This window comes from Aquisalibacillus elongatus (assembly GCF_003843875.1).
In the GTDB taxonomy this organism is placed as follows: Bacteria; Bacillota; Bacilli; order Bacillales; family Alkalibacillaceae; genus Aquisalibacillus; species Aquisalibacillus elongatus.
On the sequence record NZ_RKRF01000008.1, the window covers coordinates 276,256 to 291,114 of the forward strand.

14 protein-coding genes and 2 pseudogenes are annotated in these 14,859 nt (G+C 37.0%); all 16 read left to right on the top strand.

What is annotated here, in order from left to right:
• The first annotated feature begins 146 nt into the window (after window positions 1-146).
• Window positions 147-617: an SMI1/KNR4 family protein gene (locus EDC24_RS06550; RefSeq protein WP_124220894.1), complete on the top strand. Its 471-nt coding sequence runs from the start codon at window positions 147-149 to the stop codon at window positions 615-617.
• A gap of 235 nt (window positions 618-852) precedes the next feature.
• Entirely contained in the window at window positions 853-1,308 is a 456-nt protein-coding gene (locus EDC24_RS06555) for an immunity 26/phosphotriesterase HocA family protein (RefSeq protein WP_124220896.1), read from the top strand.
• A gap of 333 nt (window positions 1,309-1,641) precedes the next feature.
• A complete protein-coding gene (locus EDC24_RS15380; RefSeq protein ID WP_281274500.1) occupies window positions 1,642-1,764 on the top strand; it encodes a hypothetical protein in 123 nt (40 codons plus the stop codon).
• A gap of 87 nt (window positions 1,765-1,851) precedes the next feature.
• Window positions 1,852-1,959: pseudogene (locus EDC24_RS15385) on the top strand (RHS repeat-associated core domain-containing protein); the annotation flags it as partial.
• Window positions 1,960-2,697: 738 nt separating this feature from the next.
• Entirely contained in the window at window positions 2,698-3,219 is a 522-nt protein-coding gene (locus EDC24_RS15390) for an HNH endonuclease (protein WP_281274509.1), read from the top strand.
• Window positions 3,220-3,250: 31 nt separating this feature from the next.
• Window positions 3,251-3,784: an SMI1/KNR4 family protein gene (locus EDC24_RS06565; protein ID WP_124220898.1), complete on the top strand. Its 534-nt coding sequence runs from the start codon at window positions 3,251-3,253 to the stop codon at window positions 3,782-3,784.
• A 464-nt stretch (window positions 3,785-4,248) separates the two neighbouring features.
• Window positions 4,249-4,929, top strand: a complete 681-nt coding sequence (locus EDC24_RS06570; protein ID WP_124220900.1) for an HNH endonuclease — start codon at window positions 4,249-4,251, stop codon at window positions 4,927-4,929.
• Window positions 4,930-4,948: 19 nt separating this feature from the next.
• Window positions 4,949-5,266 carry a DUF7716 domain-containing protein gene (locus tag EDC24_RS06575; protein ID WP_124220902.1) on the top strand — a complete coding sequence of 106 codons (318 nt, stop codon included), beginning with the start codon at window positions 4,949-4,951 and terminating at the stop codon, window positions 5,264-5,266.
• A 91-nt stretch (window positions 5,267-5,357) separates the two neighbouring features.
• Window positions 5,358-7,601 (top strand): RHS repeat domain-containing protein, encoded by a 2,244-nt coding sequence (locus tag EDC24_RS06580; RefSeq protein ID WP_124220904.1) that lies wholly within the window; start codon window positions 5,358-5,360, stop codon window positions 7,599-7,601.
• Between the two features lie 497 nt (window positions 7,602-8,098).
• Window positions 8,099-8,329: pseudogene (locus tag EDC24_RS06585) on the top strand (AHH domain-containing protein); the annotation flags it as partial.
• Window positions 8,330-8,362: 33 nt separating this feature from the next.
• Window positions 8,363-8,818, top strand: coding sequence for a DUF4274 domain-containing protein (locus EDC24_RS06590; protein ID WP_124220908.1), 456 nt, complete (start codon window positions 8,363-8,365; stop codon window positions 8,816-8,818).
• A 498-nt stretch (window positions 8,819-9,316) separates the two neighbouring features.
• Window positions 9,317-10,924 carry an RHS repeat-associated core domain-containing protein gene (locus tag EDC24_RS06595; RefSeq protein WP_170158484.1) on the top strand — a complete coding sequence of 536 codons (1,608 nt, stop codon included), beginning with the start codon at window positions 9,317-9,319 and terminating at the stop codon, window positions 10,922-10,924.
• A 12-nt stretch (window positions 10,925-10,936) separates the two neighbouring features.
• Window positions 10,937-11,452 (top strand): barstar family protein, encoded by a 516-nt coding sequence (locus tag EDC24_RS06600; protein WP_124220912.1) that lies wholly within the window; start codon window positions 10,937-10,939, stop codon window positions 11,450-11,452.
• Window positions 11,453-11,898: 446 nt separating this feature from the next.
• Window positions 11,899-12,369, top strand: a complete 471-nt coding sequence (locus tag EDC24_RS06605) for an Imm30 family immunity protein (protein ID WP_124220915.1) — start codon at window positions 11,899-11,901, stop codon at window positions 12,367-12,369.
• 157 nt (window positions 12,370-12,526) lie between these two features.
• The gene (locus tag EDC24_RS06610; protein ID WP_124220917.1) at window positions 12,527-13,090 is read left to right on the top strand and encodes an SMI1/KNR4 family protein; all 564 of its coding nucleotides are present in this window, start codon (window positions 12,527-12,529) and stop codon (window positions 13,088-13,090) included.
• 223 nt (window positions 13,091-13,313) lie between these two features.
• On the top strand, window positions 13,314-14,786 hold the full coding sequence (locus EDC24_RS06615) for an RHS repeat-associated core domain-containing protein (protein ID WP_170158485.1): 1,473 nt from the start codon (window positions 13,314-13,316) through the stop codon (window positions 14,784-14,786).
• The last annotated feature ends 73 nt before the right edge of the window (window positions 14,787-14,859 follow it).

Genomic DNA, 14,859 nt, shown 5'->3' on the forward strand with positions numbered 1-14,859 from the left:
TTACTAGTTAAAATAGATTCTAGCTGGGGTTTCTTTTATGAATCTATCCTAATACTATACCTTTAAGTAGGTCTGAGTTTAGCAAATGACGGACTGATTACTGGAAAAATAGGGCTAATGATTTCTGAAATTAAAGGTGGATGAAGATGAGTGCAGAAAATTATCAAAAAGCAAAGGAAATAATTCTGAAAGAAGATGAAATAGCTGATTTTATGGGTGGTTGTACAGATGAAATAATTAGATTGGCTGAGAAAAAGTTAAAGTTAAAGTTTACTGGTTTTTATTTAGATTATTTAAAGACATTTGGAGCAGGTAATTTCGGAGCACAAGAGATTTACGGAATTATTGATGCTGATTTTGAGAATTCATCAGTTCCAGACGCAATATGGTACACTTTAACAGAACGAAAGGAAACTAATTTACCTGAGAATCTACTAGTTATATATGATACTGGGACTGGTGAAATATTTTGTTTAGACTATAGTCGACTAGATGAAAACGGAGAACCAAAAGTAGTAACTTTTATACCAGGTGTTGACTTAGAGAATCAAACATATGAAATTATTGATAACGATTTTGGTGATTTTTTATTAGACTTAGTTAAGCAAGAAGTATAGATCCTAAACCTTGATTGGCTAATGCCCTCAAGGTTTTACTTTATCATAGTACCGACTCAAACTATGGCTTCAATGAGACGAAATACTACGTAGAACCGGCAGAACATGTGAAATATACGTATGACAAGGTCGGAATTACACCTGCCTCATCGAAATGCAGGTTCACATGTATGACGGAAGTAGAAGGGGAGACGCATGGTTAAAAGAGCGTGGTCATTAAGGAGGTGCAAAGCTAATGGACTTAATTAAAATGAAAGCTTCAAGAAAGAAACCAAAAGAAGGTGATGTTTTTGTAATTCAGCCGAAAAGTAGTTTATATGTATATGGTAAAGTTATAAGAACAAAAATTTCTAGTAAAAACATAATGGTTAATGGGTGGAACTTGATATATGTTTATAAGAATGTGTCGGATGTCATGCAAATGACGAATAATTTAGATGCTAATCAGTTATTAATTCCACCACAAATTGTTAATAATCAAGGGTGGCTAAAGGGATACTTTGAAACTATTGGTTCCTTACCAGTTACCGAAGAGGATAAGAAAGTAAAATACGGATTTTTAGATTTCAAAACTAAAGAATATGTAAATGAAGAAGGAAAGCCATTGGGATACAAGCCTGATATGTGGATTGATTATGGTATTGGAAGCTATGGTTCTGTTGCAAGTGATATAAGAGAATCTTTAGATTAAAATGCTTTATTAATAAAAGCCTTGAGAGAGTTATTTAGCTCTTTCAAGGTTGCTTTTTTATCAAAGGAAGTTACATGATATTTCCCTACGTATTGATATTGTTGCAAATCCCTTAAAGTGCATATGCTAGTAATAGCCTTTAATACACTAAAATTCAATCTATATAGATAAATACATCAATAACTTGTTCATAATTTTTTTTACACCTAGATGATTTTCTTTTTAACGGGATGATGATGGAGTTATTAGATCAATACCAACTTCTAAAATCTCTTTTAAGCTAAGAAGAGGACACAAACTAAAAAGGTGGTTGTGTGAGTGGGAGAGTGGCATATGGCTATAACACAGAAGTTAGTTTTAGATGAACTACAAGTAAATGGATTAAACTTCCCAAATGCTTTAAAAAATGTGTACTACAAAATGATTGTGCTTACCCATTGCTTAATACTATTTTAGTAGATTATAAAGGAGAAACAAATTGATAAACTACTAAGTATCAAAACTTAGACGCTAAGAGCATAGAACAGACTACACTACGACACTAAAATCGGACGCTTCTTACAAGAAGACACGTACCAAGGTACCCTAGACACGCCATTATCGCAGAACCGTTATGCATATGTGATGAATGATCCGGTGAACTACTGGGATCCGACGGGGCATGTGCCTGAGGCCTTAACCGATGAAAACCGAGCAGCGGTCACCAACTTCAACGATTTTCACCGTCAAGAAGAGCGCGACGATCGTCTTGAAACATGGGAGTATTCTTACCAAGAAGATAGTTACTACTCAGATTTAGATGATGAAAAACTGAACTATAAGGAAACCCAAACGTCATCGGCTAAAACCATCACATGGAGCCAAATGCTTTATGAAGAATGGACTTATGATGGCGAACTCATCGGTTACTTTGATGAGGATGGCCTCGGACACCCAGACGCAGGTGGAACGAAAGAACAAGTCTTTTATCAATTCACGGAAAATGATTACGAGATGACCATCACCGCCGAGGACATGTTAAAAACGAATCTCGAATGGTTACTCCAGCATGGGAACGTTCCGGTGAGTCAATATAAGACGGGATCTAGCACCATGACCTTTGACGAGGTTCATGAACAATACCCAAGCGTTTTTGAGAAAGGTCGTTTTGACTCCGATAGCTTTAATGAATTAGTTAACCTATCTCAGGCTAAGACCAATTATGAAAGCATCCAACGATTAGAAGCCAGAGAGAGCCAAGCGTTGAAGAGTCTAGACCGACAAGATAGTGGTCCAATGACACTCGATGATGTAAGGACCATGAATCGAGGCGATTACCACCAAGTAATCAACCAAGCAGGGCAAGAGTATAGCCAAGAGGAAGGCTCTGTTACACTTGAAGATGCAGTCATGCCAACTTACAATTTCTTTATAGGTGATGACCTTGCTACTCTAACGGATGGAAACTGGAATGGCTATGACTTACTTGCCGTGGCTTCTATCACACCTGCAGGTAAAGTAGTGAAGGCTGGCAAAAAATTAAATGCTTTTGGTTCTAGTTCGAATAAAGTTGGTAAAGGTACTAGATATGATGGTGTTAGAATTATAAATAAGAAATATGCAGGAAAAACTTATAATTTAAGTGGTGATTTAGCTAAAAAGTATCCGAATGGAGTAAAATTCACAAATGATGGTTTTCCGGACTTTAGTCCTTATTCTAAAACTAAAGTAAAAGTAGATGGGCTTAAAGGTAATACAACCGGCGATTTTACAGCTGCGAATAAGGCTGCGGGGTTAAAGAAAACTCCTAGTGGTCACACATGGCATCACGTTGAAGATGGAAAGACGTTAATGTTAGTACCTACAGATTTACATCAGGCTGTAAGACATACTGGTGGTGCAGCATTGATAAGAAAAGGCTTGGCGCCTTGATGTCTATAAGTTATATGAAAGGGGTGTAATAATGATTGAAATAAGACCTAGCAAAGTAAAGTTTAATGAGAAAGAATTTAACAATTTTCAAAAAGAATTAGGGATTAATTTGCCAAAAGAATATATAAAATTCCTAAAAGAATATAATGGGGGCATTCCTGAATTGAATATTGTTGAACTACAAAATGAAGAAGTAAAGTCATTTTCTGTAACTGAATTTTTTGGAGTCAATAATGAGAAAATAAATGATTTAAAATCACAATATGAAACTTATAAAGAACGGATACCAAGTGAGAATATACCTATATGTAGAGCAGAAGGGGGCAATATAGTTTGTTTAAATATTGATAATGGGTTAATAAGTTTTTGGGATCATGATACGGAACTTTTGAATGAGAATGTTTCATCTGCTAATTCACTTTTAAGAGTTGCAACAAATTTTGAAGAATTTTTAAGTCTTATGGAACCATATTATTATAATGAAGATGATCTAGCTGATTACAAAGTTGAAGATGTTTGGATTGATCCTGATTTTTTAAAAGAATTAAAAAATGATAAAGATTGATAGTAATACCTAAAGAAAAACCTTGATTGGCTAAATTAGAGTGACCCAATAATATGAGACAGGAAAAACACCCCCTATGTCGTATGTAATGTTAATTCGACGTTTAGGGGGTGTTTTCTATAATAATGGTTTGGGTGGTAATTACTAAGGCATAGTCCATTACGAAAGCCTTATTATTACAATCCACTCTCTGTTTTTTGACTTGAAAAAATGAACAATATCCTAGTATTTTCGAGAAAGGTCGCTTTGACTCCGATAGCTTTAATGAATTAGTTAACCTTTCAAACGCGAAATCAAAGCATGAGAGTATTCAACGCTTAGAAGCTAGAGAGAGCCAAGCCTATAAGACGTTACAAAGTAGGCCACAGCAGCCAACCGAACAGGGTGGCTGGCACACGGCATGGCAAATTGCCTCTGGATTTGGGTCAGGTGTTTGGAATGGTGCGCAAGGCACAGTTCAAGGTGTGTACACGGCTGTTAGCCACCCAATCCAAACAACACAGGCGGTCTATCATACAGCAACAACGACCTCTCTAGACGATATCGCAACGGGTGCCCATAATTATTATGTGGCTTTCCGAGACGGCGATACTTATACGCGATCAGAAATGGTCGGGGAAATTGGTGTCCAGGCCGTTGGAGCCAAAGGATTAGGAAGGTTAGGAAATGCGGCTTCAAACTCGAGAGGTGGTAAGAACAAGCAAAGTAATACAGATGTTGAGGAATCTAAGCCGAGTGTTAATGATAATGGTACGGATAATTCTAGTAAGTGGTCTTCTAATAAAGGGATATACTCTGTTGCCTATGAAGTGAATTTACCAAAAGGTATGTACCCTAATGTAAGTTCGCCAAGACACTTTCAAAATGCTAATGAGCAACTATATATTGCGTTCCAGAAGGATACAAAATTCGCACAACAAATGGAGGGGTTATACCCAGGAATTAGTAAAGGAGTACAACCAGGTAGCAGAGGAAAATTTTCACGTAATGCACCTACAAAAGAGGTAACTTGGCATCATCATGCTGACCGTGAAGGTGTGTTACAATTAGTACCTAGGAACCAGCATCAAGCAAAAGGTCCAATACAACAAATTCTCCATCCAGATGGGCGTGGTGGAATGGAAAATTGGGGTGGTGGACGATAATTAATTGGAGGAATTAATTATGGAAAAATTAATAGAACTGAGAAGCGTATTGTTGAATGCGATGGACTTCAATTGGGATGATTCGCTATTTTTACCTAGTAATGAAGAATGGTTTCTAAGTTCTAAGTGCTATTTGTATAATTTAGATGATTTAGAGGATGATGAAGAAGTTCCTAAATTTGCTTTAGATAATGATTTTAAGTATGTGTTATCTATAGCCGATGTTCAAGATATTGTTGATAATGCACATCAACAACTTATAGAGTGCTCTGAATTAGACTTATTTAATGCTTTTTATTATTATTATAAAAATGATGCTTTTATATCGTTTAATTAAGCAACTGTCTTTTGTATGTTAGAAAGAGCAAGAATATTACAGATTTATTAACCTTGATTGGCTATATGCCTTTCAAGGTTTCTTTTTGTCCTTGTTAAAACTAAACTATGGCTTCAATGAGCCGAAATACTACGTAGAACCGTCAGAACATGTGGAATATACGTATGACAAGGTCGGCAACCGACTAACTGAAACAAAGGACGGTGAGGTCACCGAATACGACTACAATGCCAATAACCAGTTAACCCAAGCAGGCAACCATACATTCGAATATGACCAAAACGGTAACATCGTTCGTGAAGCCGGACCTGATCAAGAGCGTGACTATACGTATGATGCCGCGAATCGTCTACGTGCTGTGATGTTTGGCGACGAAAGCTATGTCGAGTACGGCTACGATGCTTTAGGACGTAAAGCCACACGTGAAAGTGGTATGTGGCGCGAACTTGGTAACCCGATTACTGACGAGCACCCAGACCAAGGACACGGACCGGGTTATAGTCCTGGAAAAGGCAATGGTAACGGCAAAGGAAAAGGCAAGGGACCTAATTTTGAGGAACATCCAGGTCAAGGCAACGCATGGGGCTTAAAGAAACGCGGCAAAGGCAAACAGAAGATGGAAGTCGTCGAAAGCCGATACTTCTATGAAGGCCAGTCGCATGTCACACACAAAGAATACAGCCCATCAGGCTCACCATACGCCGAATACCATACCGGACCAAACAACCGCGTCGTGTCGCAAAAAATGTTCGGCTACCATGGCCGCAGCATCCCAGGTCAAAACCCAAGCATGAAAACAACGGGCGGCCTGATGTACTATCACTATGACGGCATGTCATCCGTCAGCGAACTCACAGATCGCCACGGCGACATCATCGAACGCTACCGTTACGATGCCTTTGGCGGCCTGATGACCGGCATCACAGCCCCATACAACACGAACAATTACACCGGTCATCAATACGACCAAGATACCGGCCTCATCGACATGCAGGCCCGCACATACGACGCAAAAATCGGACGTTTCTTACAAGAAGACACGTACCAAGGCACCCTAGACACCCCATTATCGCAGAACCGTTATGCGTACGTCATGAATGACCCGGTAAACTACTGGGATCCGACGGGGAATGTGCCTGAAGAGGTTAAAGCCCAAGACAATTTCACGAAGTACGTCGAGGTTGGGACCTATCAAGAACAATGGCGTTACGAATTCCAAAATCATTTTACCGTTAATGAAACATCTGGAAACTACCAAGAACATGTTGGCGAAAAAGAAATTAAACTGACGTGGGATGTGATGACTACCGTCGGTTGGCATTATATTGCATCGCATGAAGCCAATCTTCTAGAAGATGGAACGTTAAAACTAGTAGACCGTCGAACAGAAGATCATTATTGGTATGAGGTAACAAAAGAAAGCTATGAAAAAATCACGACAGCTGAAGACCTGATGGAACAAAACTATGAAGCATTAATTCGACATGGTGAGGTTCCAGAAGGTAGTAAGCAAGTGTTCTCAGGTTCGATGAGTTTTCATAATCCTCAAAAGAAATTTAGTGAAATATTTAATAGTGGTAAGAAATTAGTAAATGAATTCTTAAATATGTTACCAGGTGTATCATCGAATACAAATTTAACAGTAAATAACAATGAATTAATCAACCAAAATGAAATTGGATGGGAAGGCACCACAGGAGGATTCGAACACCCTGAGTTGTGGAAAGCCAACCAACTAATTAATCAAGAAAAACTTAAATATGAAGTAGCAAAATCAATAGGAAATCATGAATTGATGGAACAGGCAAAAGAAAATGAAACTAATTTACGTAAACAATACTCACATTTAGATGGGGTGTTATCTGAAGAAAATCCTCCTCAAGAAATTGTTTCTATTGATTTAGATGGTGGTAAAGAAAAGTATATTAGAGTTAATGAAGAAGGAAAAATATATTACGAAGCTAATCCAGATTATGAATGGTATGAAGAGTCGCATATTCAAACGAAATTTGAGTATAATCATGGCCGTTTGGGTAGATTGGCGAGCTCTTACGCAGGTGGAGTAATTTTGGCAAGAATTGTACCTAATATTACAATATTAAATATCAATCAACATATTACAGGCGCTGCCAGTGGTTTAGCTAGCGAATATATAAATGAAGATTTTGTTAACAATGCAACAAGTAATATTGGGTTAAATTATCATTTCCCTGAAGTTGGTGAGAGTAAAACAATGATATATAGAACTCATAGAGAGACAGGTACAACAGAACAATTGATTATTGATATTGACAATGGAAGCGTCAGTAATGTAACTGAATGGAGAGAATATTGATGAGATCTTACTTAAGTATATTTTCATTGAGTTATTTATTTTCTATAATTCTAATAATGATAGGGGAGAGTTTTTTCAACAGACCTGGTTCCTTAATCATAATAATTTGCCTCTTATTTCTATTAATAATGCTCACATTTTTGCATATAAAATTGAATCCTTATATAAAAATAGTCTGGGTTACAATTAGTTTATGCATAATAACTTGGGGACTCTTTGATTGGATTGGATTAATTTCTGTAAGTGTTATGGTTTGGTTAGGCATATTAATCTACTTATTTGCGAGTGAACAGCTAAAACAGAAGTTACTATTTACCCTAGGGGTGCTATTTAAAATAACAGTTTTCACATTAACCTTTTACCTGGTTTACTTTTCAATTAGAGAGAGTGACATTATAGGGGTTGCGTTTGGGCTTTTTATTGCATTAGGGACTATATACTTTGTGTTGAGGGATAAAAAGCAGAACTAGTAACTTTTTCTAAGAGTACCAGATAGTGATATAAGTTCCATGTTTAGGCACAGGGGGTATCATTCTGTTTATAATGAAGTAGTCGAAAGAGCATTAAACGGAATTGATTTAAATCAAAGTGTTGGTAACTTACAAAACCAGGTATATGGGTTACAAATAAATCTAAGGAAATTACAAGAAAATGGTTTACCTTTGTATCCAAACCAAGGTGCAACAGTAGAACTTTGGGAAAGAAAACTTAAACAGTTGGAAAAATAATTGTAGTGCAATATGGTAAGGGGGTAAGTATTTATGGGTTATAAAGATACAATTTTTCTTGAACAGTTACTTTATAATACAGATAAAGATTATGTAATTAACCAGTTAATGAATATAGACAACCATTTATTACTTCATTACTTTGCTGCAAATTATAATTGGGATAATGGGCTTGAGATACCAACAGTTATCTTAGATAATGAGGCTTGTGATTTGGGGACAGGTTTACTAATGTTTCATTATGCAGATGGCTACCGTTTGTTAGAGAGTTTAGATGGAATTGCAAGCTCTTCATTAGAGGAATGGAAGGTTTTTATGAAGAAGATTTATAATAAACTATTAAGCTTAGACTTTAAATCACAGAGCATTTCTTTTGACCCTGAATTAACAAAAATTCAGAAGTATAAGTTAAAAAAGAATAACCCTGACCTTCCTGAAGTTCTAATTAGTAAGTCTCTAGGTAAAGAGATTGATATACCTAAGATATAATATAATCAATTTGAAACCTTGTTTGGCAATATAGAGTGACCCAATAATATGAGACAGGAAAAAACACCCCTATGTCGTATTGTAATGTTAATTCGATTTTAGAGGGTGTTTTTTCTATACAGATTAATATTTATAGTTAAAAATAAAATGATTGGGTGGTAATCACTAAGGCTTAGTCCATCACGAAGCTTATTTAATTTATCACTAATATTTAAACTAACAGTGGAATTATAAAAATCCACTTTGAATTGATTAATAGTAAAATATAAAAAATAACAACCGAAATAAAACGTAGACGTTACTTAATGAAAACAAAACTCCTGAAAAAGACTAGTCGAAAGTCGATACGTCTATGAAGGCCAATCACACGTAACACACAAAGAATACAGCCCATCCGGCTCACCATATGCCGAGTACCATACGGGACCAAATAACCGCGTCGTGTCGCAAAAAATGTTCGGCTACCATGGCCGCAGCATCCCAGGCCAAAATCCGAGCATGAAAACAACCGGCGGCCTCATGTACTATCACTATGACGGCATGTCATCCGTTAGCGAACTCACCGATCGCCACGGCGACATCATCGAGCGCTACCGTTACGATGCCTTTGGTGGCTTGATGACCGGCATCACGGCCCCATACAACACGAACAATTATACCGGCCACCAATACGACCAAGACACCGGCCTCATCGACATGCAGGCCCGCACATACGACGCAAAAATCGGACGTTTCCTACAAGAAGACACGTACCAAGGCACCCTAGACACGCCATTATCGCAAAACCGTTATGCGTACGTCATGAATGACCCAGTGAACTACTGGGATCCGACGGGGAATGTGCCTGAAGCGTTAACAGATGAAAACCGAGCAGCGGTCACCAACTTCAACGATTTTCACCGTCAAGAAGAACGCGATGACCGTCTTGAATCGTGGAAATATACTTACCAAGAGGGTAGTTATTACTCAAACTTAGATGGTGAAAAACTGAACTTACAGGAAACCCAAACGTCATCGGCCAAAACCATCACATGGAGCCAAATGCTTTATGAGCAGTGGACCTATGATGGGGAGCTCATCGGTTATTTTGATGAGGATGGCGTCGGTCACCCAGAAGCAGGTGGAACGAAAGAACAAGTCTTTTATCAATTCACGGAAAATTTTTACGAGACAACCATCACCGCCGAGGACATGTTAAAAACGAATCTCGAATGGTTACTCCAGCATGGGAACGTTCCGGTGAGTCAATATAAGACGGGATCTAGCACCATGACCTTTGACGAGGTTCATGAACAATACCCAAGCGTTTTTGAGAAAGGTCGTTTTGACTCCAACAGCTTTGATGAATTAGTCAACTACTCAAACGCCAAATCGAAGCATGACAGTATTCAACGCTTAGAAGCTAGAGAGAACCAAGCCTATAAGACGTTACAAAGTAGACGGCAGCAGCCAACCGACAAAGGTGGCTGGCACACGGCATGGCAAATTGCCGCCGGATTTGGGTCAGGTGTTTTGAATGGTGCGCAAGGCACTGTTCAAGGTGTCTACACGACTGTTACCCATCCAATCCAAACAACACAGGCTGTATATCATACAGCAACGACGACCTCTCTAGACGATATCGCAACGGGCGCAGAGAATTATTATGTGGCCTTCCGAGACGGCGATGCTTATACGCGATCTAAAATGGTCGGGGAATTTGGGGCACAGGCCGTCGGTGCCAAAGGGTTAGGAAAGTTAGGAAATGCGGCTTCAAACTCGAGGGGCGGTAATAACAAACAAAGTGGTACAGATGTTGAGGATTCAAATCCAAGTGTTAATGAGGGTAAGGTAAATGTTACTGTACCACAAAACGCTAAAGATATAGCAAAACAAATCAAGCAAAATAATGGTACACCACCACAAGGATATAAAGGTGGAAGGGAGTTTAAAAATGATGTTCGAGATGGTGGGCAAGTTCTTCCACAAAACACTACCTACAAGGAATATGATATTCATCCTCATGTAAAAGGGCAAAACAGAGGTGCTGAACGAATAGTTATAGGTAAAGACGGTTCAGTTTGGTATACTAATGACCATTATAAAACATTTACAAGGATTGAATAGTGGGGTGACAGTATGACATTAGGTAAAAATTTAAATCTCTTACAAGAACCATATATACACTTCTTAATAGCTAATGAGACTAGCAAAAGTTCTTTTGTTCAACAGATTGAGGAACGCAAAAAAAATAATATAATAATTAAAGAAATAGACGGAAAAAAATGTTCTAATGTTGAAGGACTATTTGATGAGTTTGCTATTAAATTACAGTTTCCAACTTATTTCGGAGAAAATTGGGCAGCTTTTGATGAGTGTATTAATGATTTAGAGTGGTTGGATGGAGATGGGTATATACTAGTAATTAGTAATTTTGATGAATTATTAACAAATAGTAGTCAAGATTTAAAAGTATTTAAGGATATATTACTTTCTACTATTCAGGAGTGGGTTAACGGAAGAGAATATGACTCATACCCAACCCCACCAACACCGTTTCATGTAGTGTTGCATTGTTTGCCGTTAAAAGAGAGTATAATAAAAGATAGGTTTTCAGATGTAGGTCTCGAAAATATTCAAATTACTAGGGTGTAAAAGCTAAATCCTCATGAATAATATATTCATGAGGATTTTTTTGGACTGTTAAACGAGTCATCCAATCCTAATCAACTATAACCCTAGTTTATTTTAGCTATAAAAAGGAAAAATAATGTTATTATAATAGTTTTTAACTCACTAATCTTTTTATTAAATTTACCATATTTCTTGCAAATAGTAGTAATGTATATTGCATAATTTCAAAACAAAGTTTGGATTAATTATTAGGTGAAATCAAAGGCAGAGATTAGTTAATAATGCTTTTGAAAGAAGTGTATGATTTATCTCCAAGGGACACTCTGGAGATATCTGGAATGCGCGCAGAATTTATCAAAATGATGGACTATACACTCCAAAAATTAAACAAGGACTTTTGGAAGTAATTGATTTAAATAAACAAATGTATCCAGAAGTATTCAAAAATCAATGAAAGGAGTTTCTTATTGGACATAAATAGATTAACCCAAATTCTAATAGATAACCGCTCTCTTAAAAATCAAAAAGAAATTTTAGCTTTTGAAAATGCTATTTCAAGAATTTTAAGTTTGAATGATCTTAATCATATAGAAAATCTATGTTTAGGATTTGATGACGCAACGGAAAATGATGAGGTTATGTTCGGTTTAATACATGCAGTTGAAGGTTATGATAAAGTATTTGGTTCAGAACAATCCTTAAAAAAACTGTCAGAATCTTTACGTTATATGTTACCACATGCAAAAGAATGGGCTAAAACCTTTCATAAAAGAATACTAAATCATAAACCTTCGTGTAAAATTTACGCGAAAGTAATTTTGCAGGGTGACGTTAATGTTAGAAAAATTGTGGTGCAGCTTGTAACTGAAATTAAGGAACGAAACCCTACAAAATTCGGAGCCTCTGTAGACGAATTTATATCATATGTAAGTAAATAGAAACGACTGTAAGAACCTTGATTGGATTTAGAGTAACCCAATAATATGAAACAGGAAAAAACACCCCATATGTCGTAATGTAATATTAATTCGACTTTTAGGGGTGTTTTATTCCGCATATTGGTTCGGCATCTGATTTACGAGGAGGGTATTAAAAATGGAACGTTTTAAAGAGAAGTTAGAAACAATAATTGATTTTGACTTGAAAGAGATTATTGAAAGCTGGAGCGTAAACCATATAAAAAATCTAGAAAGAAAATATGAGATAAAGTTACCTAAAGATTATTCATTTTATCTACAACACTATGGTAATGCTTATATTAGAGAAGGTTATTGCTTTATTCCATCAAAAGACTTATCAAATAATACTAAGCAAGCACAATTTGAAATAGACTCAATTTATGGATTATATAATGATGAAAATAATATTGAGGACAAGATAAACTTTTATAAAGAATTATTACCTGAGAATTTAATTCCTATTGCAGATTTACCAGGAGGAGAATTAGTTTGCATTGGAACGAAAGACGACAAACTAAATAAAATTTACTTTTGGTTTCACGAAATGGATGGAGAAAATGTATATTTAGTATCTGACTCTTTTGAAAGTTTTATAATGAACTTTAAAAAAGTAGATGTCGAAAAAAATAATTTAGAAAATGTAAATTTAAATATTAGTGATAAGTTAAATACATTTTTAAATAATGCATCAAAAAAATGAAATGATGCTAAGTGACTTTAATGTTCTATTTATATAATCTTGATTGTCTAAATGTGAACTATACCCCAGTTAGTGGACATTATAAAATGTCCCTAATTGGGTTTTTCTTTTTTTAGTAATTAAACTGTTGCTTTTATAATCCGAAATACTAAGTAGAAAATGCAGAAATTAAACAGAAGTGTTCGGCTACCATGGCCGCAGCATCCCAGGCCAAAACCCAAGCATGAAAACAACCGGCGGCTTAATGTACTATCACTATGACGGCATGTCATCCGTCAGTGAACTCACCGATCGCCACGGCGACATCATCGAACGCTACCGTTACGATGCCTTTGGCGGCTTGATGACCGGTATTACGGCCCCATACAACACGAACCATTACACCGGCCACCAATACGACCAAGACACCGGCCTCATCGACATGCAGGCCCGCACGTACGACGCTAAAATCGGACGCTTCCTACAAGAAGACACGTACCAAGGCACCCTAGACACGCCATTATCGCAAAACCGTTATGCGTATGTGATGAATGATCCAGTGAACTATTGGGATCCGACGGGGAACGTGCCGGAAGAAGTTAAAGCCCAAGAAAACTTCACTGAGTATGTCGAGGTTGGGACCTATGAAGAACAATGGCGTTACGAATTTCAAAATCATTTTACCGTTGATGAAACATCTGGAAACTACCAAGAACATGTTGGCGAAAAGGACATTAAACTGACGTGGGATGTGATGACTACCGTCGGTTGGCATTATATTGCATCGCATGAAGCCAATCTTCTAGAAGATGGAACGTTAAAACTAGTAGACCGTCGAACAGAAGATCATTATTGGTATGAGGTAACAAAAGAAAGCTATGAAAAAATCACGACAGCTGAAGACCTGATGGAACAAAACTATGAAGCATTAATTCGACATGGTGAGGTTCCAGAAGGTAGTAAGCAAGTGTTCTCAGGTTCGATGAGTTTTCATAATCCGATGGAAAAGGTCAAGCAAGTTTATCATAATGGTAAAATGGTTGTTCGTGATATCGTCAATTCATTTACAGGCAACCACGTAGTTAATTCTAATGACTCATTAAGTTCAGCTGAATTAAAGAAAATTAAAGCTTATGCGATGGAAAATCAAGTTGCTGGTCTTGAACAAGATGAAAACAGGGCCTATTATGCAAAAGACCCACTCACATTTGAAGATAAACGGAAAGTATTAGGAGGTTACAGGAACACCCCAACACCAGCGGCATTTGGCTATGGTTTTTCTGCTACCGCTGATTTTTTAAGCGAAGATATTCAAACCATTGTCGATACCGAAGCATCGTCAGGTGACAAATTCGTGGCTGGAGTATTTTTGTTCACTAAACCTGGAAGAATAGCTGCCGATGCCGTGCAAACGGTTGGAAAAGGTATAAAAAATGGCATTGAGTCTCTGAACAAAAGTAGGAAAAGTCAGAAGGACGTCGATGCTGAACAAATTAAAGATAAGGGTACTCCTAAACTTACTAAACCAGCAGCAGGAGATAATATTGGGAAAGGTTTTACAGGAGGTATTTCTAAAACAATAGTAAATACAACAATTAATAAAAGACAGGTTAGAGTTGATATGGAGTATCCAACAGGTGGAAGTACAGGAAAATGTTCATATCCAATTAAAAGGTACAGGTGGAAAGCAAAAGATATATCTAAACAGCCCAAATGATATAAGAAATTTAGAAAAGTCTATAAGAAAAAATAAGGACATACAAAGGTGGGTTAATAAAGCCTTTGAGATG

Coding starts and splice junctions, on each gene's coding strand:
- EDC24_RS06565 (WP_124220898.1), top strand. CDS start 3,251: ATGATTGAAATAAGACCTAGCAAAGTAAAGTTTAATGAGAAAGAATTT.
- EDC24_RS06610 (WP_124220917.1), top strand. CDS start 12,527: ATGGAACGTTTTAAAGAGAAGTTAGAAACAATAATTGATTTTGACTTG.
- EDC24_RS06595 (WP_170158484.1), top strand. CDS start 9,317: ATGAAAACAACCGGCGGCCTCATGTACTATCACTATGACGGCATGTCA.
- EDC24_RS15390 (WP_281274509.1), top strand. CDS start 2,698: ATGCCAACTTACAATTTCTTTATAGGTGATGACCTTGCTACTCTAACG.
- EDC24_RS06600 (WP_124220912.1), top strand. CDS start 10,937: ATGACATTAGGTAAAAATTTAAATCTCTTACAAGAACCATATATACAC.
- EDC24_RS06575 (WP_124220902.1), top strand. CDS start 4,949: ATGGAAAAATTAATAGAACTGAGAAGCGTATTGTTGAATGCGATGGAC.
- EDC24_RS06590 (WP_124220908.1), top strand. CDS start 8,363: ATGGGTTATAAAGATACAATTTTTCTTGAACAGTTACTTTATAATACA.
- EDC24_RS06615 (WP_170158485.1), top strand. CDS start 13,314: ATGAAAACAACCGGCGGCTTAATGTACTATCACTATGACGGCATGTCA.
- EDC24_RS06550 (WP_124220894.1), top strand. CDS start 147: ATGAGTGCAGAAAATTATCAAAAAGCAAAGGAAATAATTCTGAAAGAA.
- EDC24_RS15380 (WP_281274500.1), top strand. CDS start 1,642: ATGGCTATAACACAGAAGTTAGTTTTAGATGAACTACAAGTAAATGGA.
- EDC24_RS06555 (WP_124220896.1), top strand. CDS start 853: ATGGACTTAATTAAAATGAAAGCTTCAAGAAAGAAACCAAAAGAAGGT.